At 68.7% G+C, this 22,346-nt stretch carries 19 protein-coding genes; 6 read left to right on the top strand and 13 right to left on the bottom strand.

Translation table 11 applies throughout. The features are described 5' to 3' along the window. Positions 1–6: 6 nt before the first annotated feature. The 5 genes from VF092_18755 to VF092_18735 all read right to left on the bottom strand — a co-directional run bounded on the left by VF092_18755 (position 7) and on the right by VF092_18735 (position 7,643). Positions 7–432 (bottom strand): hypothetical protein, encoded by a 426-nt coding sequence (locus tag VF092_18755; protein ID HEX6749342.1) that lies wholly within the window; start codon positions 430–432, stop codon positions 7–9. Between the two features lie 580 nt (positions 433–1,012). Then, positions 1,013–2,167 carry a S8 family peptidase gene (locus VF092_18750; protein HEX6749341.1) on the bottom strand — a complete coding sequence of 385 codons (1,155 nt, stop codon included), beginning with the start codon at positions 2,165–2,167 and terminating at the stop codon, positions 1,013–1,015. A gap of 72 nt (positions 2,168–2,239) precedes the next feature. Next, entirely contained in the window at positions 2,240–3,394 is a 1,155-nt protein-coding gene (locus VF092_18745; GenBank protein ID HEX6749340.1) for a S8 family peptidase, read from the bottom strand. An 865-nt stretch (positions 3,395–4,259) separates the two neighbouring features. After that, a complete protein-coding gene (locus tag VF092_18740) occupies positions 4,260–5,783 on the bottom strand; it encodes a S8 family peptidase (protein ID HEX6749339.1) in 1,524 nt (507 codons plus the stop codon). 639 nt (positions 5,784–6,422) lie between these two features. After that, on the bottom strand, positions 6,423–7,643 hold the full coding sequence (locus VF092_18735; protein HEX6749338.1) for a S8 family peptidase: 1,221 nt from the start codon (positions 7,641–7,643) through the stop codon (positions 6,423–6,425). A 681-nt stretch (positions 7,644–8,324) separates the two neighbouring features. Between VF092_18735 and VF092_18730 the strand changes: the two genes are divergently transcribed. Continuing rightward, positions 8,325–9,347 (top strand): hypothetical protein, encoded by a 1,023-nt coding sequence (locus VF092_18730; protein ID HEX6749337.1) that lies wholly within the window; start codon positions 8,325–8,327, stop codon positions 9,345–9,347. Positions 9,348–9,762: 415 nt separating this feature from the next. Here the strand turns inward: VF092_18730 and VF092_18725 are convergent, their stop codons facing one another. The 4 genes from VF092_18725 to VF092_18710 all read right to left on the bottom strand — a co-directional run bounded on the left by VF092_18725 (position 9,763) and on the right by VF092_18710 (position 14,638). Then, positions 9,763–11,214 carry a serine hydrolase gene (locus tag VF092_18725; GenBank protein HEX6749336.1) on the bottom strand — a complete coding sequence of 484 codons (1,452 nt, stop codon included), beginning with the start codon at positions 11,212–11,214 and terminating at the stop codon, positions 9,763–9,765. Positions 11,215–11,458: 244 nt separating this feature from the next. Continuing rightward, positions 11,459–12,235 (bottom strand): hypothetical protein, encoded by a 777-nt coding sequence (locus tag VF092_18720; GenBank protein ID HEX6749335.1) that lies wholly within the window; start codon positions 12,233–12,235, stop codon positions 11,459–11,461. A 290-nt stretch (positions 12,236–12,525) separates the two neighbouring features. Continuing rightward, entirely contained in the window at positions 12,526–12,915 is a 390-nt protein-coding gene (locus VF092_18715; protein HEX6749334.1) for a hypothetical protein, read from the bottom strand. 505 nt (positions 12,916–13,420) lie between these two features. Next, positions 13,421–14,638: a S8 family peptidase gene (locus VF092_18710; protein ID HEX6749333.1), complete on the bottom strand. Its 1,218-nt coding sequence runs from the start codon at positions 14,636–14,638 to the stop codon at positions 13,421–13,423. Between the two features lie 554 nt (positions 14,639–15,192). Here VF092_18710 and VF092_18705 point away from each other — a divergent pair. From VF092_18705 to VF092_18690, 4 genes are all read left to right on the top strand, one after another. Beyond that, positions 15,193–17,472, top strand: coding sequence for an NADP-dependent malic enzyme (locus VF092_18705; GenBank protein ID HEX6749332.1), 2,280 nt, complete (start codon positions 15,193–15,195; stop codon positions 17,470–17,472). 169 nt (positions 17,473–17,641) lie between these two features. Beyond that, a complete protein-coding gene (locus VF092_18700) occupies positions 17,642–18,061 on the top strand; it encodes an endonuclease domain-containing protein (protein ID HEX6749331.1) in 420 nt (139 codons plus the stop codon). Between the two features lie 10 nt (positions 18,062–18,071). Continuing rightward, complete coding sequence (locus VF092_18695) at positions 18,072–18,638, top strand: DUF402 domain-containing protein (GenBank protein HEX6749330.1); 567 nt, start codon at positions 18,072–18,074, stop codon at positions 18,636–18,638. Then, positions 18,635–19,399 (top strand): thioredoxin domain-containing protein, encoded by a 765-nt coding sequence (locus tag VF092_18690; protein HEX6749329.1) that lies wholly within the window; start codon positions 18,635–18,637, stop codon positions 19,397–19,399. Before VF092_18695 ends, VF092_18690 begins: the two co-directional genes overlap by 4 nt. Before the next feature lie 201 nt (positions 19,400–19,600). Here VF092_18690 and VF092_18685 read toward each other — a convergent pair whose 3' ends face one another. The 4 genes from VF092_18685 to VF092_18670 all read right to left on the bottom strand — a co-directional run bounded on the left by VF092_18685 (position 19,601) and on the right by VF092_18670 (position 21,513). Then, positions 19,601–19,768: a hypothetical protein gene (locus VF092_18685; protein HEX6749328.1), complete on the bottom strand. Its 168-nt coding sequence runs from the start codon at positions 19,766–19,768 to the stop codon at positions 19,601–19,603. Between the two features lie 241 nt (positions 19,769–20,009). Continuing rightward, positions 20,010–20,228, bottom strand: coding sequence for a hypothetical protein (locus tag VF092_18680; protein HEX6749327.1), 219 nt, complete (start codon positions 20,226–20,228; stop codon positions 20,010–20,012). Between the two features lie 26 nt (positions 20,229–20,254). Further along, the gene (locus tag VF092_18675) at positions 20,255–20,722 is read right to left on the bottom strand and encodes a vitamin K epoxide reductase family protein (protein HEX6749326.1); all 468 of its coding nucleotides are present in this window, start codon (positions 20,720–20,722) and stop codon (positions 20,255–20,257) included. An 11-nt stretch (positions 20,723–20,733) separates the two neighbouring features. Further along, positions 20,734–21,513: a DsbA family protein gene (locus VF092_18670; GenBank protein ID HEX6749325.1), complete on the bottom strand. Its 780-nt coding sequence runs from the start codon at positions 21,511–21,513 to the stop codon at positions 20,734–20,736. A gap of 293 nt (positions 21,514–21,806) precedes the next feature. Here VF092_18670 and VF092_18665 point away from each other — a divergent pair. Further along, on the top strand, positions 21,807–22,346 hold a 540-nt coding region (locus VF092_18665; GenBank protein HEX6749324.1), incomplete at its 3' end, for a hypothetical protein.

Raw genomic sequence — 22,346 nt, 5'->3', positions numbered from 1 at the left:
ACAGGCTCAGGGAGACAAGGATTCGTCCGCGGGGTCCAGCGGGCGCGCCTCGATCAGGAACTCGTCCACGGCGCGCCCGCCGATCAGGTGCTCCTGGATGATGCGCTCCAGCACGGGCGGGTCGCAGCGCCCGTACCACGCGCCCTCGGGATAGACCACCGCGATGGGCCCGCCCTCGCACACGCGCAGGCAGTTGGCCTTGGTGCGGGCGACGCCGCCGCGCTCGGACAGGCCCAGCGCCTTCAGCCGCGACTTGAGGTACTCCCACGCCTCCAGCCCGCGCGCGTGGTCGCAGCACCTGGGCTTGGTCTGGTCGCAGCAGAGGAAGATGTGGCGCCGCGCCGCGGGGACGCCGACGGCGTGGGCCACGCGCCGCAGCCGCTCGCGGTCGAACTCGCTGCCGGTGTCGGGGATCTCGGGCGCGTCGCTCACGTAGGGCCGGGTGCGGGAGATGGATGGTGGCGGCGCCTCCATCGAACCCGCGGCGCGGGGATGAACGCCTCTCTCGCGGCAATGTGCGGGCGCGGACGCCGCGGATCAATCGGCGGTGATGCTCGGCGCGGATATCGCGCCCTCTCCGGCTCGCCCTCTCCGGCTCGCCTAGGCTCGCCACCTCTCCCGTACCGGGAGAGGTAGGGGTGAGGACGTCCGCGCGAGTGGCGGGGATTCGCGCGGCCGCGGAGTGGCCCCCTCCCCCGGCCCCTCCCCCGCTGCGCAGGGGAGGGGAGAACTCAGTGCGGCGCAAGCACTTGCGTGAGGGATGCGCGCCCGGAGGGCCGGGACGCCGCCGCGCGTGCGCGGACGCCGGCGGATCGCGCGGATGCGTGGCGCGGCGGGGGCCCGGCGCCGTTGGCCACAGTAGTATCGTGGCCTACGGCGCGCGCAGCCCGTTTGGGCGTCTCAGCGCCCAACACGTCCCAAACCCGCGGTTCATCTTCTTCCTCCATGAACAAGCCCCGGGACGGCGAACCGCCCCGGGGCCCTTTCACATCCGGATCTCAGCAACGAACCATCACAGCGTGCTCTTGTAGAGCAGGCGGTTCGGCGTGCCGGTGACGTTGCCGGTGATCACGTTCGCCGTGGAGTTGTTGATGATCCACGACACGATCGTGCTGCTGGCCGCGTCGCCGAACGCGGACTTGTACAGCGCCGCCACGCCGGCCGCGTGCGGGCTGGCCATCGAGGTGCCGCTGATGGTGGCCGTGCCGCTGTTGATCCAGGTGCTGGTGATGCTGCTGCCGGGCGCGTACACGTCCACGCAGCCGCCCCAGTTGCTGAAGCTGGACTTGGCGTCGCTGCTGGTGCTCGACGCCACCGTCAGCGTGCCCGACGCGCTGGCCGGCGACACGTTGCAGGCGTTCTGGTTCTCGTTCCCCGCGGCCACGGCCAGGAACACGCCCGCGTTCACCAGGTTGGTGGCCGCCGTGTTCAGCGACGAGCTGAGGCCGCCGCCCAGCGACATGTTGGCCACGGCCGGCTTGATGTGGTTCAGCCGCACCCAGTCGATCCCCGCGATGATGCCGCTGGTGCTGCCGCTGCCGCTGCAGTTCAGCACCCGCACGCCGCGCAGCAGCGCGTTCTTGGCCACGCCGTAGGTCGTGGACCCGATGGTGCCGGCCACGTGCGTGCCGTGCCCGTTGCAGTCGGCGCCGCTGCCGCCCAGCGCGTCGTACACGGCGCTGGCGCGCGTGCCGAACTGCGGGTGGTTGGCCTGGATGCCGGTGTCGATGATGTACGCCCGCACGCCCGAGCCGCTGGCGGTGTAGGTGTACGTGCCCGACAGCGGCCGGTTGCGCTGGTCGATGCGGTCGATCCCCCAGGTGGCGCCGGACTGCGTCGTCTCGACGGTGTACGCCTGGTCCTGCTCGATGTAGTCCACGCCGGGGTTGTGCTGCAGCGCGTTCAGCTGTCCCTGGTTCAGCTCGGCCGAGAAGCCGTTCAGCGCCGCGGTGTACACGAAGTGCGGGTTCACGCCGGCCACCGCCGCCACCGAGCGCGGGTCGGCGCCTTCCTTCAGCACCACGATGTAGCTGCCGTCGATCGCGGCGCCGCGCGCCATGTGCAGCGGCGCGCTGGCCCGCGGCCCCGCGGCGGTGGGGCCCTGGTCGGCGCAGGCGGCCAGCGACAGCGCGGCACCGGCCAGCAGCAGATTGCGGATCGATTTCATACCACGTCCTCCAGTTGGTGGGGTGGTGGATGCCGCCGGCCGGGCGCTCCCGCCGGCGCGTGGGGGCCTCGCTCAGAGCGACGCCTTGTAGAGCAGCCGGTTCGGGGTGCCCGCGGGAACGTTCTTCACCACGCCCGCGGTGGCGTTGGTCTTGATCCAGGTGTCGATGGTGCTCGACGCGGCGTCGCCGAAGGTGGCCTTGTACAGCGCGGCCACCCCCGCCACGTGCGGCGCCGCCATCGAGCTGCCGCTCAGGGTCGCCGCCCCCGAGCCGATCCAGGTGGAGGGGATGGAGCCGCCGGGCGCGTAGATGTCGACGCACGGGCCGAAGTTGCCGGAGCTCAGCCGCGTGTCGTCGCGGTTGGTGCCGGCCACCGCCATCACCGCCGTGGCGCTGGCGGGGGAGACGGTGCACGCGTCCCGGTTCTCGTTCCCCGCGACCACGGAGGTGAAGATCCCCGCGTTCCACAGGTTGGTGACCGCGGTGTTCAGCGTGGACGAGAACGGCCCGCCCAGGGAAAGGTTGGCGACGGCGGGCCTGACCGCGTTGGCGCGCACCCAGTCGATGGCCGCCACGATCGCCGAGGTGGTGCCCGAGCCGCTGCAGTTCAGCACGCGCACCCCGCGCAGCTGCACGTTCTTCGCGACGCCGTACGTCGCCGCCCCGACGATTCCCGCGACGTGCGTCCCGTGGCCGTTGCAGTCCGCGCCCGTGCCGCCGAACGCGTCGTACACGTTCTGCGCGCGGGTGCCGAACTGCGGGTGGTCGTGCTGGATGCCGGTGTCGATGATGTACGCGCGGACGCCCGTTCCCGTGGAGTTGTAGGAGTAGCTCAGGGAGAGCGGGAGATTGCGTTGGTCGATGCGGTCCAGCCCCCACGGCGGGTTGAGCTGCGTGGTGGCGGCGTGATAGACCGCGTCCTGCTCGATGTACGCGACCGCGGGATTCTGCCGCAGCGCGTTCAGCTGCCCCGCGTTGAGCGTGGCCGCGAAGCCGTGGACGGCGGAGGTGTAGACGAAGCGCGGCGCGATCCCCATCGCCGCTGCCAGCCCGCGGGGATCCGCGCCGTCATCGAGGACGACGAGAAACGCGTCCGCGACCGCCGCCCCGCGCGAGGCGAGGATGGGCGCGGCGTGGGGCTCGCGCGCGGCCGTGGGCCCACCGTCCGCGCAGGCCGCGGCGGCCGCCATGAGTGCGAGAAGGGACGTCGAGCGGAGTGGGCGCATCGGTTCCGCCTCCTCGAGTTATCTTCCGCGATGGCTATCGGATAGCGACAGATGTTAGGGGATGGCGGAATCATGGAGACGCCGCCGTTCTCCGCAATTCCATCGTGCCGCACCAAGCCGTGCTGTGCTCAGGGACAGGCAATTCGCAGCATGAGGTGAGCCAGATACCACGCGAAGATCAACTGCTTGTCTCCCAATCACATAACCCTTTCAGGACATTGCGCGCGCGCACCGGATTGGTGCGGGTTGCACCGGGACGGTGCGAACCGAAGTGCTGATACCGGATTCCAGGATCAACTGTGCATTGGACGAAGGAATGTCATTCCGAAGGCGCTGCGCCGCCCTGTTCTCCGTGCCAAAGCCGTGGCGCCTGAGGAATCTGTGGCCGGCTCCCGAGCCACAGGCCGCCTATCGCTCGGACGCATGCCACAGATTCCTCGGGCGCCGCCTGGCATCAGCGCGATTGGAGGTTCGGAGCAGCGGCGCCGCTCGGAATGACATCTGATTGGAATGCACAATCAATCGCGGCAGCCGGTATGAGTGCTGAGTGCGGGATCGAGCTTGGTCGTCGATCCGAACTCTCGTCACGCGCGGATGCGAAGTCCGCGAAGGCGGACTGTGTGTCGTTGTAGCCGCGACTTCAGTCGCATCGTCCAACAATCCCCTCGTCGCCGCACGCTCGAGGTCGGTCACGCATCCATTCAACCCAGCACTTAGGACTTAGGACTCAGGACTCAGGACTCAGGACTCAGGACTCAGGACTCAGGACTCAGCACTCAGCACTCAGCACTCAGCACTAAAAGAATCCGCCCGGCGCGCGGGTGCGCGCCGGGCGGAGTCCTTCACGGCCGAGCCGAGGCCCGGCTTACGGGTGCTTCAGCCAGAGGTTGAAGGTGCCGCTGCCGCTGTACGAGCGCACTTCCCACTCGTAGTAGCCCGACGTGCCGCTGTACGACACCGTCTCGTTGTTGCTGGCCGTGGTGCCGCTGGCCACGACCACCCAGCTGCTGCCGTTCCACTTGTACAGGTACAGGTCGAAGTCGGTGCCCGCCGGGCCCTGCAGCCAGCCCTGGTGCGTGCCCGACACCGAGCTGAAGTAGTAGGTGCCGTTCGGCTGGTACGACGAGGCGCCGCTGGAGAGCGTGCCCGTGTACTGCGTGCAGCCGGTGCACGGGGCCGTCGTGCCGCCGCCGCCGCCGCCGCCCGTGCCCGACAGCAGCGAGTACAGCAGGCGGTTGGGCGAGCCGTTCGTCCCCGTCACCACGCCGGTGGTGGCGGTGGTGATGATCGCGTTCGTCACCGTCGCCGGCGTCGCCGACGGGTTGCCCTGCAGGTACAGCGCGGCCACGCCGGCCACGTGCGGGCTGGCCATCGAGGTGCCGCTGATGGTGTTGGTGGCGGTCGTCGACGAGTACCAGGCCGAGGTGATGCTGCTCCCCGGCGCGAAGATGTCGACGCAGCTGCCGTAGTTCGAGTAGCTGGCGCGCGCGTCGGTGCTGGTGGTGGCGCCCACCGTGATGGCCGACGGAGCGCGCGACGGGCTCTCGGTGCAGGCGTCCACCGTCTCGTTCCCCGCGGCCACGGCCACCGTCACGCCCGCGTTGGTCATGCGCGCGATGGCGTCGTCCACCGCCTGGCTGGCGCCGCCGCCCAGCGACATGTTGGCCACGGCCGGAAGCACGCGGTTGTTGGCCACCCAGTCCATGCCGGCGATCACGCCCGAGTTGGTGCCGTTCCCCGCGCAGTCCAGCACGCGCACGGCCACGAGCGTGACGCCCTTGGCCACGCCGTAGGTGCTGCCGCCCACGGTGCCGGCCACGTGCGTCCCGTGCCCGTTGCAGTCCACGCCGTTGCGCCCGTCGCCCACGGCGTCGTAGCCCACCGAGGCGCGGCCGCCGAACTGCGTGTGGCTGGCCAGGATGCCGGTGTCGATGATGTACGCGCGCACCCCCGCGCCGGTGGGCGTGTAGGTGTAGGTGCCGTTCAGCGGCAGCGCGAGCTGGTCGATGCGGTCCAGCCCCCAGGTGGCGCCGGTCTGCGTGGTGCTGGCGTGCACCACCGCGTCTTCCTCGATGTACGCCACGCCCGGGTCGCGGCGCAGGGCGTTCACCTGCCCCGCGTTCAGCTCGGCCGCGAAGCCGTCCACCGTGCTGGTGTAGAAGTGGTGCACCTGCGCGCCCACCGCGTGGGCCAGCGTCTGCGGCGCGGTGCCGTCCTTAAGCACCACGATGTACGAGCCTTCCACCGCCATCCCGGGGGCGGCCCGGTAGAGCGGCGCCAGCTCCTGCGAGCTCCGCGCGGGCGTGCGCGCCGAGGTGGGCTGGTCGGTGGAGCAGGCGGCGGCGCCAAGCGCCAGCGCCGCCAGGGCGAAGGGTGTAGCTCTGCGCATGAAAGCGTCCTCCAGGGGGTGAGGTGCGGCGCGCGGCCCGATGCCGGGCGCCCATTGCCGCGCTCGTGTGGGGAACGTCGGCGACAACGGCGAAAGCGCAGCGGCGCCGCGCTCCAGGTGGGAAGGAGGCGGAGGCCGGCGATCCATGGCTGATGCCTGGGCTGAGCGCGTGGTAGCAGGGCACGCACTGCGCCGAAGCTGCCACAGATGCAAAGTCGTTGCAGCGGTTCTACTTGGGATTCGCGGCGCGGAAAAGGCGCCGCGAGATAGTGGTGCGGCTGCACCAAGCCGGTGCACCGAGACGGTGCGTCCTCGCGTATGCCCGCGCGGAACACGCGCACGCGCGGGTCGCATTCACGAGGAATGAGGTGACGGCGGAAACGCGGGAGAGACCGAGGTGCTCGCGCGGGAGGCGCCGGTTTGCTTCCGCCGGCAGCGGTCTCGGAGGCCGCATCCCGGATCCTGGATCATGGGGGAGATGAAGGAGACCGGCCCGTGTTCCTCCTCCCGGTTACCGCCGTTTCCTCCGCGGCGACGGCTTTCCTCTCCGCCGGATGCCGGAACGGCGCGAGGGCGCGGGAGGAAGATTCCCCCCGCGCCCTCGCGCCGTTCAGACTGCGTCCGCTTCGGGTCCCGGGCTCAGAACGAGGCCAGGAACTTGTTCGGCGTGCCGTTGCGGCTGCTGGTCTTGCTCAGCGTGATGGTGTTGGAGCGCGCCGCGTTCTTGATGGCGGTCATCACCTGCGCCGGGGTGGCGGTCGGGTTGCTCCCCAGGTACTGCGCGGCCACGCCGGCCACGTGCGGGCTGGCCATCGAGGTGCCGCTCATCCCCACCACCTGGTTGGTGACCGAGTAGTCCGACGACACGATGTTGACGCCCGGAGCCAGGATGTCGACGCAGGTGCCGTAGTTCGAGAACGAGGCTTCCTTGTCGGTGTTGTCGGTGGCGCCCACGGTCAGCACGTTCGGCGCGTTGGCCGGCGACTCGTTGCAGGCGTTGATCGGCTGGCCGATGAAGTTGCCGTTGCCGGCCGCCACCGCCACCACGAAGCCGGCGGCCACCAGGCGCTCGGCCGCGTCCTTCACGGCCGTCACGTTGCCGTAGCCCAGCGACATGTTCACCACGGCCGGCTTTACGCCGTTGGCGGCGACCCAGTCCATCCCGGCGATCACCATCGAGGCGTTGCCGCCGCCCGAGCAGTTGACCACGCGGCCAACCCACAGCGTCACGTTCTTGGCCACGCCCGAGTAGGTGCCGCCCACGGTGCCCGAGACGTGCGTCCCGTGGCCGTGGCAGTCGGCCGCGTCGGGGTTGGAGTCACCCACGAAGTTGCCGCCCAGGCCGTTGGGGATGTAGTTGGCGCGGAGGCCGAAGTCCAGGTGGGTCTTGTTGATCCCCGAGTCGAGGATGTAGGCGTTCACGCCCGTGCCGTCGGAGCCCCAGCCGAAGGTGTTGTCGAGCGGCAGGTCCACGTCGTCGATGCGGTCCAGCCCCCACGAGTACAGCGTGGTCTGCAGCCCCGAGGCGAACAGCTTCACCTCGGCGTCGGGCTCCACGTACGCCACGCGCGGGTCGGCGCGGAAGGCGGCCACCTGCCCCGAGGTCAGCTCGGCGGCGAAGCCCTTCAGCGCGGTGCTGTACACCTGCGTGGGGGTGATGCCGGACTCGTCGGTCACGTTGTTGATGGCGGTGGCGATCGACGCGCGCGGGCCATGGAACGACGCGTCCTTGAAGACGACGATGTACTTGCCCGAAGCGGAGGTCTCCGCCTGGGTCACGGGAGTGGCGGGGGTGGTCACGTCGCCCGAGCAGGCGGCGAGAGCCAGGAGCGGGAGAGCTACGGCCAGACTGCGCTTCATCGGAACTCCTCGGGGCACAAGCACGCGTGGCGCTGCCCGGTGGTAGGCGGCGCGATCCAGGTTCGATCGGGATGGGCCGAGATGAGTCAGCGGTGGTCCGATGCGGTGGGATCGGCGCTGGGAAAGGCAGGGACCGCGCCACCGTTTTGCATCTACGTAAATGGCCGTATTTGATAGGGTTACGTAGATCTGCAGCAGTGTGGACGCCTCTCAGGTTGGTGCAGCACGCACCGGATTGGTGCAGCAAACGTGTGCCGGGTATGCCGGGGAAGATTGGTCCAACCGGGGACGAAGCGTCCGCTCGTCCATTCATCTTCCGCCTGCTCTCGCGGCGTGTGTGCGCACCACATCGGTGCGGCAGGCGACGCGAAGCGGTGCGGCAGATGATCCCCGCACCGCTTCTTCGCGTGTCCAATTTTGATGCGGACCGCCCGAGCCGATCATCGCGACTGCTTGGTGCGGAGACCCATCTCCCTAGCCGTCCATATCTTCTGCGAGGCCGATGGCGCAAGCGGTCTGCATCTTGTAATCACCCTGCGTCACGCGAGCACGGACCCACCTTCGAAACATGCGACCTCCCAACCAGGACGCGTCGCTCGCGCCCGCCGGTCCCTGGCGACCGGCCCGTCCTGGCACCGCGCCACCCCTGGCGCGGCCACACTCCTCATTTGTGGAGGTCGCATGCCCCGCATTCCGTCCCTCGCAGTTGTCGCCGGTCTCGTCGCGCTCGCGGCGTGCTCGGACCAGAATCCCACCCAGACCACCCCCGCCAGCGCGGTCGACCAGGTGAGCACCGAGCACCTGGGAATCGTGCCGCTGCGCGGCACGCCCACGCCGCCGCGGTTCAACAACGGCAACGAGATGAACCACGGCAACGCCGGCACCGGCACCGCGCTCACGCAGGCCGGCATCAACTACCACGGCGGCCCGGTGCTGCAGGCGCAGACCAACGTGGCGGCCATCTACTGGTCGGCCACCACCATCTACCCGGGCGGGCCCACGCCGGGGAGCACGGGCGCCGGCTCGGCCGACGGCTCCAACGTGGGCTTCTTCCTGAACCACGTGGGCGGCTCGCCGTACTTCAACATCAACACCAGCTACACCGACGGCACCGGCCTGCCCATCGTCAACCAGGTCAGCTACACGCAGTTCTGGGCCAACAACTCGTACAACGTGCCCGGCGGCAAGACGCGCGTGACGGACGCCAACATGGTGGCCATGCTCCAGTACGCGTTCAACAACGGCAAGCTGGCGTACGACCCCAACACGCTGTACGCCATCTTCACCCAGGGCACGGTGAACCTGGGCGGCGGCTTCGGCACGCAGTACTGCGCCTACCACTACCACGGCACGGTGACGATCAACGGCGTGTCGCGCACGGTGCTGTACGCGGCCATGCCCGACGACTACGCCAAGGCCAGCGCTTGCTCGTCGGGGCTCAAGTCGCCCAACAACGACCCGCACGCCGACGCCGAGGTGAGCACCCTGATCCACGAGATCGAGGAGACCACCACCGACCCGCTGGGCAACGCCTGGTTCGACGCGCAGGGCAACGAGAACGCCGACAAGTGCGCCTGGACGTGGGGCACCACGTACACCACGGCCAACGGCGGCGTGGCGAACGTGAACCTGGGCGGCAAGGACTTCCTGATCCAGCGCAACTGGCTGAACGTGGGCTCCGGCAGCTGCCAGCTGAGCTTCTAGCCTCCAGTGGTTTCACGAACGGATGGGCCCGCGTGCGATGCCGCACGCGGGCCCATCTCATTTCATACCGAATCTCCGGATCGACTGTGCATTGGAGGAAGGAATAGGCATGTCATTCCGAAGGCGCTGCGCCGCCCTGTCCTCCATGTCGAAGCCGTGGCGCCTGAGGAATCTGTGGCTGGCTCCCGAGCCACAGGCCGCCTTTCGCTCGGACGCATGCCACAGATTCCTCGGGCGGCGCCCGGCATCAGCGCGATTGGAGATTCGGAGCAGCGGCGCCGCTCGGAATGACATTCGACCGGAATGCACAATCAATTGCGGCAGCCGGTATCAGACGACAACGGAAGACTCACACGGAGGGAACGGAGGAAACGGAGGACCGACCTGAGTTCCTCCGTAGCGGCCGGCGACGTTCCTACCGGATTCGATTGGCCCGCAGGGTGTTTCCGCGTTCGACCCAGTTCAGGTGCGTGACCGCGTTCCCGTCCCTGACGAAGGTGATTTCGGCCGGCCGGATCTTGAAGAAGAAGGTCGTCGGCGATTCGGGGAAGAGTTCGGATTCCTGGTTGCGGGGGATGTCCGCGTACAGCCGGCCGTCGTGGCTGGTCACGTTGAGGGTCTGCGCCGGGTCGAACTCGAACCGGTACTGCCCCACGTAGGACTCGACGGTCGCACGATCGACCGGGACCACGGCATGCGCGCCCGCCCGCTCTTCGGCCAGGGATCTCGCCACGGCGGTTTCGGACGTCCGGGCGCAGTCCACGTCCTGCGTCGGCGCGAACACGAAGTCGCGCAGGAACGCGCACGCGAACGCGTTGTGCACGATGTCCTCGCCGACCGCGTACATGTGGCCGTTCAGGACATCGCTGTTGGCGAACATGATCAGGGACAGGCGTTGTGCCGGGACCTTGACGTAGATCGCGGAGAAGCCGGTGCCCCAGTTGCCGCCGTGCCAGACGATCCGTGCGCCGTTGTAGTCGCGCACGTACCATCCCAGGCCGTACGGCAGCGGCTGGCCGCCATTGGAGACGAAGGGCGTCCAGGCGCGGGCCTGCGTCTCGGGCTTCAACAGCACATGGCGGTCGAGCGCGATGTCGAACTTCGCCATGTCCATCACCGTCGACAGCAAACCGGCCGACGCGCCGAAGAAGTCGCCCGGATAGCCGACGTGGACGATCTCGCCGTCGCCGTAGAGCGTGTAGGGCTGCGCCTGCCGTTCCAGCACCTTCGCGTACCGCGCGAGCCGGTCCTGCCCGAGCACGGCCCACTTCGGATCCCTGAGGACGCCAGAGCCGGGCACGCTGCTCGTCATGCCGAGCGGGTCGAGGATCGTCTCGGCCACCACCAGGCGCATCGGCCTGCCGGCGTGCTTCTCGATGACGTTCGTCAGGTACTCGTAATGCGCGGGGTCGTACGCGAAGCGCTCGCCCGGCGGTTCGCTGCCCGCGGTATGGCTGAGCAGGTGCCTGATGCGGATCGCATCGCCCGTGATCTCGCTCGTGTAGTGCGAGGCAGGCTCGTCGAGGTCGAGCCTGCCCTGCTCGACGAGCTGCATCACGAGCGTCGCCGCCACCGGCTTGGTCTCGGACGCGATGTGATAGACGGTCTCCGGCGTGGCGGGGATGCGGTGTTCGACATCGGCATAGCCGAATCCCTTCGCCCACAGGACCTGCTCGTCCTTGAGGATGACCGCGGACATGCCGGGGATGAAGAGGCGCGCTCGGAGCGCTTCGGCCTGCTGCTCGAAACGCGCCACCTGGTCCGCTTCGGGACCCGGAACGGCGCGGGAGGACGTGGCGCACCCATCGAGCAGCAGCGACCATGCTGCCATCGCGGCCAACGCCAGCGTTCCGTGATTCTTCATCATCGTACCCTCCAGCCCGGGTGGCCCGCCGGCACCCACGGGATCAGGGCTGTCCGAGCCCGGCGACAAGCGCGGAAAGCCTCTGCCGGCGTGAACGCGTCGTCAGCAGGGTGTAGATGCCCATACCTGGTCGCGGGTTGGAACAGTCGTGCGAGTCTTTGATTACGCAGCCAGAATGGTGAGCCGCCCAACGCACCCTCAGCCGATTGTCAGGCCGCAGGCACGTCGATCCAATGCCTGCCATCACTCACAACTGTCGCTCGGTCAGCGCAAAGAAGCGACAGTTCCCGCTCCGCGGCGCCCACTTCGACGTGCCAGCCAGCAGCGTGAATGGACCCTCATACCAGAAGCTCCGGCAGTTGTCCACGGCGAGAAACAAGTGCTCGTTGCAGATGTTGCGAAGATAAACGTCATCCTCGGAAATGCGGATACAGCGGCTGACGACCGCGTCGGAATCTTCACGCCGGCTCGCATGGGCCACTCCAAACTGGGCGAAGTCGGAAGCCGCGATGGGGCTTTCACGAAGCGCATCGAGATACCATCGCCCAGTGCTGCTAGACACCCCGCATACGCGCCTTGGCGCCTCGCGACACCACGTTGCGGACGCACCGTCAGAACGGTAGCCAACAAAAAGCCTATCTCTTGCACGCTCGTAGATGACCACGTAGCGGAGATTGTACCGGCGGTGCTCAGCGATGCAGATGTCGTCGAAAATCGGGCATATCGGATAGATTTCCCAACTGCGACTCCGTCGGCCGCCCGAATACTCCTCCAGGCTCTGTACCCCGGCATTAATGGGCACGCTGATGTAGTACGAATCCTCGGACATTCGGAGCAGTGACGCGATGCGTGTGCGCAGCTCCCGGGATATGCCCATGGTGACCCCGGCGAAAAGCTTGTTCCTGGCAGCTGCGTCCCGCTCTTCCGGCGTCTGCGATACTGCAGGAATGGCCCCGGAGAAGCCGGTGAGTGTGGCCAGAACCACGAACGACCTGCGGGTGAACTTTATGAGCGGTTTCATCATGCATTCCTCTCGCGTGTGGGTATTTCATCCGCATTCTGCAAACTTGGCGGGCCGATAGCGAGCGGCCCGATACTACGAGCGTCTAGCGTGTAAGGGACCGAACTCTTGGTTGAAGATGTACACGGCAGCCGCGAGAGATCACATGCCGCTATCGGGATGTTGATCCAGCGGCCGAACGTGAGAGCTTCAGGGGCGTGGGGCCTCGACGCACTTTCAGCATGAAGAGATGCCTGGCCCCACGTCCCCTGCAAGCGGAAGTCAGGCGCGGGTGCCGGAGGATGACATGGGCGTTAGTCTTGATCATCATAGGGAAGGTCTGCTTCATCCACGCCAGCGAAGTCCGGCTCCGGATCGCGCTCCAACCGGACGGCCAGGATGGTGGACCGACCTTCGAGGTAGGCCTTGGCTACCCGATGCATGCCGTCCATCACGCGGCCGTCGGCTCCCAGGATGACCGGGTACTTCAGATCGGTCTCGGAAATCAGACGAGCATGGTCCGCTACCGCGCGACAGGTTGCCGTCTCGCTTCCGCCTCCGAACCAGAACGGCTCGTCGAGTTCCCGGATGGAGTCAAGTGGTACCTCCACAGGCGGAAGCCGCCTGGTCAACTCGATGAGCCGGTCGACATCCCAGGCGAGAAGACCGAGAGGCGATGGACGGAGGTGATACTGCTTCCTCATCGAAAGGTCTGGAGTTACAAGCCTGGCTTGTGGATAGGCAGATGCATTTCCAGCCAACGCGCAGACCTCGCCGCCGGGCGCGCGACCATACCCGGCCCGCGCCATGGCCGAATCTGCTCCGATCCAGATAATACCCCGCTCTCTCGAACGTCAAGCGACAGTAGATCGCACGCATTCTATCCAATGCCGTGCGTGCCAGGTCCCACTGAGACGCCCGTGCCTCACGACCGGGCCGCGATCTGCCGCCGGTGGCGCGAACGGCGGGGCCGCGGCAACGGCGCCTCGCCAACCGCGCGTCGGGCGATAAGACGGTGCGGCGCCACGGCTTGCCGAGCGCCCGCCACGTCGCGTTCAACGGAATGCCTCACACGGAGGGAACGGAGGAAACGGAGGAAACGGAGGAAACGGAGGACTGCACATGAGTCCTCCGCTTCCTCCGTTCCCTCCGTGTGAGACTCCTTTGATCAGAGACCGTTGCATGCACGGTCGCTGCCGCAATCCGGGATCAGTAGTTCGTGAACAGGAAGAGGTTGGGCGTCCCGTTCTTCTTGCTCTTCTGGTGCAGGGTGATGGTGTTGCTCCGGGCGGCCGCCTTGATGGCGGTGGTCACCTGCGCCGGGGTGGCGGTGGGGTTGTTCTGCAGGTAGAGCGCGGCCACGCCGGCCACGTGCGGGCTGGCCATCGAGGTGCCGCTCTTGGTGACCACCTGGTTGGTGACCTGGTAGTCCGACGAGTAGATGGACACGCCCGGCGCCAGGATGTCGACGCAGGTGCCGTAGTTGGAGAACGAGGCCTCCTTGTCGGTCTGGTCGGTGGCCCCCACGGTGATCACGTTCGGCGAGTTGGCGGGCGCCTCGGTGCAGGCGTCGATCGGCTGTCCGGCGAAGTTGCCGTTGCCGGCCGCCACGGCCACCACGAAGCCCGCGGCCACCAGGTTCGTGGCGGCGTCGCGCACCGAGGCCACGTTGCCGTAGCCCAGGCTCATGTTGACCACGGCCGGGTGCACGCCGTTGGCGGCGATCCAGTCCATCCCGGCGATCACCATCGAGGCGGTGCCGCCGCCCGCGCAGTTGACCACGCGGCCCATGAGGATGGTCACGTTCTTGGCCACGCCCGAGTAGATGCCGCCCACGGTGCCGGCCACGTGGGTGCCGTGGCCGTTGCAGTCGGCCGCGGTGAGGCCGTCGCCCACGAAGTTGCCGTTCAGGCCGTTGGGGATGTAGCCGGCGCGGGTGCCGAAGTCCAGGTGCGCGGTGTTGATCCCCGAATCGAGGATGTACGCGGTGACACCGGTGCCGTCGGCAGTGTAGGTGAAGCTCAGGTCCAGCGGCAGGTCCAGGTCGTCGATGCGGTCCAGCCCCCAGCTGAACAGGTTCACCGTCTGCGTGGTGAACAGCCTGACCTCGGCGTCGGGCTCCACGTAGGCCACGCGCGGGTCGGCGCGGAGGGCGGCCAGCTGCCCCGCGGTGAGATCGGCCGCGAAGCCCTTGAGCGCGGTGCCGTACACGTGGCTGGGCTTGATGCCGCCCTCGTCGGCCACCTCGGTGATGGCGGTGGTGATGGAGGCGCGCGGCCCGCGGAACGAGGCGTCCTTGAACACCACGATGTACTTGCCGGACGCGCTCCGCGCCGGTCCCGCCGCAACCGGCGACACCGGGCTCTGCGCGCCGTCGGAGCAGGCGGCGAGGACGAGGAGCGAGAGAACGACGGCGCTGCGTTTCATCGGAGCACTCCCTGGGTGTGGGAAGGAGGGCGCCGGCCCGAAAGGGGGGACGGCGCGATCCACGGGAAGGACCGGCGGAGAATCCCGGAAAACCGGGCGGGAACCGGCACGTGGATGGAACTGTGAGCAGCACCGATCACGCCACGGATGCGCGGCCATTCAACATAACTCATTGCAATTACTTAATTTGTTTATGAGGTTCGGGCTGTCGGTCGATATTGGTGCACGAGAACCAGAATGGTGCAGTTGAATCGCGAATAAAAAATCTGCTACACGGATGTTTACGGCTCCGTGCGTGAACATCCCGATGCGCGGACGCGGCGCGTGCCGGGATGCCATCGCCGCCGCAAGGCCTGCGTGCGACGCCGTGAATCGTCACCGCGCCGGCCGCCGATCCCCCGCGCGGGCGCTTGCTTGACACCCCCCGGCACCGGGGGTACGCTGTCCCGTTCTCCCCATCTCGATCTGCCCCGTCTGTCACTGGGCACTTGGCACTTGGCACTGGGCACTGGGGACTCGGCACTCCGACTCCGCACTCAGCACTGTCCGGGAACATGTCAGACCGACGGCAGGACGCGCTCGACTACCACAGCCAGGGACGCCGCGGCAAGATCGCCGTGGTGCCCACCAAGCCGGCCAGCACGCAGCGCGACCTGTCGCTGGCCTACTCGCCGGGCGTGGCCGAGCCCTGCCGCGAGATCGCCCGCGACCCCGAGGAGGTGTTCAAGTACACGGCGCGCGGCAACCTCGTGGCCGTGGTCTCCAACGGCACGGCGGTGCTGGGGCTGGGGAACATCGGCCCGCTGGCCTCCAAGCCGGTGATGGAGGGAAAGGGCGTGCTGTTCAAGCGCTTCGCCGACATCGACGTGTTCGACCTGGAGGTGGGCTCGCAGGACCCCGAGGACGTGATCCGCTTCTGCCAGCTGCTCGAGCCCACCGTCGGCGGGATCAACCTGGAAGACATCGCCGCGCCCGAGTGCTTCTACATCGAGGAGACGCTCAAGGCGCGCATGGGGATCCCCGTCTTCCACGACGACCAGCACGGCACGGCGGTGATCTCCGGCGCCGCGCTGCTGAACGCGGTGGAGCTGGTGGGGAAGAAGCTCGACGAGGTGCGCGTGGTCTTCTCCGGCGCCGGCGCGGCGGCCATCTCCACGGCCGAGCACTACGTCTCCCTCGGCGTGCGCCGCGCGAACATCTGGATGTGCGACCGGCAGGGGCTTGTCACCACCGACCGCGATCCCGAGCACACGGACCCGTACAAGTCCCGCTTCGCGCAGACGTCCAGTCTCCGCACGCTGGCCGAGGTGATCGCGGGGGCGGACGTGTTCGTGGGCCTCTCCGTCGCCGGCGCGGTGACGAAGGAGATGGTGGCGTCGATGGCGGAGCATCCCATCGTCTTCGCCCTGGCCAATCCCGACCCGGAGATCATGCCCGAGGAGGTGATGGAGGTGCGGCCCGACGCCATCATCGCCACCGGACGGTCGGACTATCCCAACCAGGTGAACAACGTCCTGGGCTTCCCCTTTATCTTCCGCGGCGCGCTGGACGTGCGCGCGAAGGCCATCAACGACCCGATGAAGATGGCCGCCACGCGCGCGCTGGCCGAGCTCGCCCGGCTCGACGTCCCCGAATCCGTCGAGCGCGCGTACGGCGACGAGCGGCTGCGCTACGGCCGCGACTACCTGATCCCCAAGCCGTTCGACCCGCGCATCATGCTCTGGGTGGCCCCCGCCGTGGCGCAGGCGGCGATGGAGACGGGCGTCGCGCGGCGCGAGATCGAGCTGGTCGCCTACCGCGAGGAGCTGGAGGCGCGGCTGGGCCGCGGCCGCGAGGTGATGCGCGACATCATGCGCCAGGCGCGCGGCGACCCGCGCGCCATCGTCTATCCCGAGGGCGAGCACGAGCGGATCATCCGCGCCGCCGCGCTGGTGGTGGGCGAGGGGATCGCGCGCCCCATCCTGGTCGGCCGCCCCGACCGCATCGCGGAGACGGCGAAGGCGCTGGGCGTGTCGCTGGAGGGGATCCGGGTCGTCGACCGGCTGGCCGACGAGGAGCGGCTGGAGCGCTACGCGCAGACGCTGTGGTCGCGCCGGCAGCGCAAGGGGATGACCTTGGCCGACGCGCGCGGCGAGGTGCGGCGCGCCATCACCTTCGGGATGATGATGGTGCGCGAGGGCGAGGCCGACGGGCTCGTGGCGGGGGAGGACCTGCACTACCCGGAGACGATCCGCCCCGCGCTGCAGGCGATCGGCACCGCGCCCGGCGTCCGCCACGTGGCCGGGCTGTACATGATGGTGCTGGAGCAGGAGATGCTCTTCTTCGCCGACACCACCGTGAACATCGAGCCCGACGCCGAGGCGCTGGCCGAGATCGCCACGCTGGCGGCGGGGTTCGTCCGCCGCCTGGGGCTGGAGCCGCGCGTGGCGATGCTGTCGTTCTCCAACTTCGGCTCGGCGCGCCACCCGCTGAGCGACAAGGTGCGCAAGGCCACGGAGCTGGTGCGCAGCACCGATCCCACGCTCGAGGTGGACGGCGAGATGCAGGCCGACATCGCGGTGATGGACGACCTGCGCAAGGAGCTGTACCCGTTCAGCACGCTGCGCAAGCGGCCCAACGTGCTGATCTTCCCGGACCTGAACTCCGCCAACATCGCCTACAAGCTGATGATGCGGCTGGGGAAGGCCGAGGCGTTCGGCCCCATCCTGCTGGGGATGGGCCACCCGGTGCACGTCCTCCAGCGCGCCAGCGAGGCCGCCGAGATCGCCAACCTCACCGCCGTAGCCGTGGTCGACGCGCAGGAGCACGGCGGGGCGCGGTATCGGGCGCGGTAGGGCGGCGACTCTCAAAGACGGAGAACAGGAGGACTGGTCTCAGGATCGGTATCGGCGCCGACGGCGGGGACCCTCACCCCCCGGCCCCCTCTCCCGACAGCAGGAGAGGGGGAGACCTCAGCGCGGGGGGAGTTTTCGGCTCTCTTCCTCTGGTTTCATCGCAACCACTTTGACGGAGGTTCAGATCAATCCGAATCGTATCCGCAAGAACACGCGAGAGTTGCAGCAGGCGGCGCGGGGCATGCGCAGCGAGCCCACGGAGGCCGAGGACGTGCTCTGGGAGGCGCTGCGCGGACGGCGGCTGGATGGGCTGCGCTTCCGGCGGCAGCACCCCGTCGGCCGCTTCGTGCTCGACTTCTACTGCCCGATCCACAAGCTCGCCGTGGAGGTGGACGGCGAGGTGCACGATTCGCAGCAGGAGCGCGACGCCGAGCGCACCGCCGTGATCGAGGCGCACGGCTACCGCGTGATCCGTTTCCGCAACGAGGAAGTGATGCAGAACCTGCCCGATGTCCTGGCTCGCATAAGGACGACAATTTCCCCGGAGTCACCCCCTCTCCTGCTGTCGGGAGAGGGGGCCGGGGGGTGAGGGTCTCCGCATGACGCACGGTGATTTCGTCCACATCCACTACCGCCGCCTCCCCGACCAGGAGCAGGTGTTCCGGCAGATTGTGGTGCACGATGCCGGGGCCTACGTTGTCACCCTCCTCGAATCGGCGGAGCTGGCGAAGCCGGTGACGGCGGGAGGGCGCACGGTGCTGGAGCCGGGCGCCCCGGTCGTCTGGATCACCTACCGCGGGCAGTGGCACGACGTCGGGCGCTTCCACCTGGCCGACGGCACCTTCACCGGCGTGTACGCCAACATGCTCACGCCGGTGGAGATGGACGGCGCGCGGTGGGAGACCACCGACCTCTGCCTCGACCTCTGGGCCGGCGACGACGGCACGCTGGTGGTGCTGGACGAGGACGAGCTTCGCGCCGCCGAGGCCGCCGGCTGGGTGGCGCCCGAGGTCTCCACCCGCGCGCGCGAGGAGGCCGCCGCGCTGCTCGAGGCCGCGCGGGCGGACCGCTGGCCCGGCCCCGAGGTGCACGAATGGACGCTGGAGCGCGCGCGGGAGGCGGTCTCCCGGGGCGCGCGGCCGGCCACCGACCCCGAATCATCGTGACCACACATCGCTCCGCGCGCCGCACGCGCCTGGCCGCCACCCTCGCGGCCGGCGCGGTGGCGCTCCTCTCGGCCGTCGCCGCCTGCGCGCAGGGCGGCGGCCAGGCGGGGAACGCCGCCAGCGCCGGCGCCGCGCGCGGGCTGCCGCCGCTGGACTCGGTGCTGAACCGCGCCAGCACCGCCCGCCAGAAGGGCCCGTCCGACGCCAAGGTCACGGTGATCGAGGTGTCGGACTTCCAGTGCCCGTACTGCAAGATGTTCTACGACAGCACCTACCGACGCTTCGACAGCGCGTACGTGAAGACGGGGCGCGTGCGGATGGTGTACATCAACTACCCCCTTCCCATGCACAACCAGGCGTTCGCGGCGGCCAAGGCGGCCATGTGCGCGGGCGCGCAGGGGAAGTTCTGGGAGATGCACGACCTGCTCTTCGGTCGCCAGCGCGAGTGGGCCGACCAGCAGGACGCGCCGCAGCGCTTCACCCGCTTCGCCACGGAGCTGCGGCTCGACGCGGCGCAGTACCGCGACTGCTACGACAACGACCGCGTCTCACCGCTGATCACGAACGACCTGACCCAGGCCGCCAGCGCGGGGATCAACTCCACGCCGACCTTCGTCATCAACCGCGAGAAGATGCTGAACGGCGCCATCCCCTTCGCCGAGCTGGCGGCGGAGGTGGATTCCGCCATCGCCCGGCAGAGCGGCACTCCGCCGGCCGGCGCCCCGCCGCCCACGCCGCCTCCAACCGCGCCGCGGCCATAAAAACAATCACACAGAGGCACAGAGTGAACAGAGAGGCGCAGAGAACTTGAGTGCTCTTCTCTGTGCCTCCGTGTCTCTGTGTGAAACCAGGATCGTCCGCGCCCGAAGCATAATCTTCGGATTAGGGAGTTCGCTCCGGAATAGAAAATGGCGGGGCCGCCCGATGGGGCGGCCCCGCCTTCTCCTTCTCTCCCAGCCGGATCAGCAGCGCGCCGTGGCCGGCATGTTCGGGCAGTAGCGGATCGGGTACGTGGTATACGTGAGGGTGTCGGAGTGCGCGAGCACCGTCCCCTCGCCGTCCTTCATCTCCGGCTCCACCTGGAACTGATCCACCCGCAGCGTGTCGACGTCGAGCTTCAGCTTGTTCATCGGGAACTCCGTGCACAGGAGAGGTGAGATGCGGACACGAAATGGCTCGCGTCCGCCGGCGCATCGCCCATATGTGGGGGGAAGGGAACCGCGCCCGTCGAAGATAAGCAGATCTTATTGCGCCGTGCAACGGTAACAAATACGTCATTTTATCACAATCAGAGCCTACGGACGAAGAACGACGAAGCCCTCCCTCCGCGCCGAGGCGAAGGAAGGGCTTCGATCATCGCCGACGGACAGGCTACTCGCCGTCGTTCACCACGTAGGCGCTCACCAGGCGGTCGAGGTCGACATAGACCTGGCGCGTGACGGTCTCCTCCTCGCGCAGGAGGTCGATCAGCCGGTCGTACTCGGAGAGCATCGCCGCCGGCACGTGCACCGTCTCGTCGTGGAAGGTGCCCTGGTCGGCGAACACCAGCCGCACCGGCACCGTGGCACCCGCGTCGCTCTGCTCCGGCATCGGCTCCTCCTCGGGCACGCCGCCGCTCACCGGGCCCGCCTCAGCCCGGGGATGGACAGGAAGAAGATCAGGGTGATGAGGATGGCCGAGATCACGCAGTACATGCACCACATCTCGATCACGAACGCCTCGATGTAGGTCAGGTACCCCGAGAACGCCACTCCCACCGCGGCCATCCCGAACAGCGCCAGCGGCACCCACCGCGCCTCCACGAAGCGCGGCTGCAGCCCGAGCACGGCCACGGTGAGGATCACCGCGTACGCGCCCAGCCCCCAGATGGAGACGGGGAGCCCCAGGAAGGTGGCCCAGGGCGACTGCTGCACCTGCTCGCAGCTTCCCACCGTGCACGTCAGCCCGCCGATCAGGCCGAGCTTGTACAGCGACAGGTAGGCGGCCACGAGCAGCCCGACCAGCGCCAGCACGGCGATGGCCATGCGCGTGACCGGCGGCGCGGCGTACTCCTCCTCGTCGGGCGTGCGCGCGGGGGCGTCCATCACCGCCGCGGTCACGTGCCGGCCGGCGCGGCGGCCGCCGCCGCCGGCGAGTCGGCCGGCGCCGTCACAGGCGAGGCCGGGGCGGGCGCAGCGCCGAACGCGCCCGGCGCGATGGCGCGCACCTGCACGGCCAGGTCGCGGTAGCTGCTGGGCGTCTCGATCTTGCGGCCGTTGATGAAGAGCGTGGGCGTCCCCTGCACGCCCAGCGACTGGGCCAGCTGCGCGCTCTCCGACACCTCGCGCACGTACCGGTCGGAGCGCACGCACTCCTCGAACTTCGCGCCGTCGAGCCCGGCCTGCGTCGCGTAGCCGGTGAACTTGGCGGCGGGGTCCTTGTCGAACGCCCACTCGGTCTGCCGGGCGAAGATGATCTGGTGGTACTCCCAGAACTTGCCCTGCTCGTTGGCGCAGCGGCCCGAGCGCGCGGAGAGGAAGCTCCACTTGAAGCCCAGCGGGAACTCGAAGAACACGTAGCGCGCCTTCCCCGTGTTCACCAGCGAGTCGACGATCACCGGCTCGAGCTTCCACGCGAACTCGGCGCAGTGCGGGCACTGGAAGTCGGCGAACTCGTAGATGGTGATGGGCGCGTCCTCGCGGCCGCGCGAGATCCCCTTGACGCGCTGGAGCTGGTCGGGGGTGAGCGTGACGCGCACGCCCTGGTTGGCGCCCTCGCTCTTGGTGCCGATGAGCTGCGTGGCCAGCACGCCGAGGCCCGCCACGAGCACGAGGCCCAGCAGGACGTAGAAGGGCGTGAGCGACCGCCGCTGCTTCGCGGGCGCGGGTCGGGGCACGGAGATCCTCCGGTCTGTACGGGTGGGGTGGATTGCGCCCGTGGGCGCGGCGGAACATGATAACCGCCCCGCTCCCGGCCGAGCAAGCCGTTCCGCGCCGGAAAGCGAACGGGGAACGGCGCTTGCGAACAGCAGGGGACAGGGGACAGGGAACAGGGGATAGCAAGGAACGCAGTCCCCGCTCCCGGTCGCCGGCGATCGATCCGCGTCTTCGGTGGCGCGATGTACCCGCGATGCGGGCGATTCGGTCCCGCTGTCCCCCGTAACCTGTCCCCCTGGTCCCCTGGCGGTTCATGGACATCCGGCTCGTACGCGGTCGCAACCACCGGGTCTGGCTCTGGACCCTGACGCTCGCCTTCCTGGGCGCGCTGGCCATCCTGGCCGCCGTGCTCTTCGGCGATCCCACGTCGCACGGGCGTTACGGCGGGGTGGGCGCCGACGCCAACTTCGGCGCCGACCGCGCGCCGGTGATCCCCGTGGTGATCGAGTCGTTCGACGACGTCGACAAGCTCACCGACCGCGAGCTCGGCCGCGTCGTCCACCTGGTGGGCACGGCGGAGACGCCCGTGCGGCGCTCGGCGATCTACGTGCGCACGCGCGAGGGGCGGCGCATCCTGGTGCGCTTCGAGCCCGAGCCGCCGCGTGACCGGCTGGCGTCGATGTGCAGCGGCTGCGGCGTGAACGTGAACGGCTACCTGCAGAAGATCTCGCGCGCCGAGTTCAACGTGTGGATGGACACGCTGGGCTACGTCGTGCCGCGCCCCCGCCCGGGGGTGAAGTTCGGCGACCTGCCGGACAGCGGGTTCATCCGCATCGACTCGCTGTTCGTGAAG

The organism is Longimicrobium sp. (assembly GCA_036377595.1).
Lineage (GTDB): Bacteria > Gemmatimonadota > Gemmatimonadetes > Longimicrobiales > Longimicrobiaceae > Longimicrobium.
This window is presented reverse-complemented; position numbering and strand designations above follow the sequence as displayed.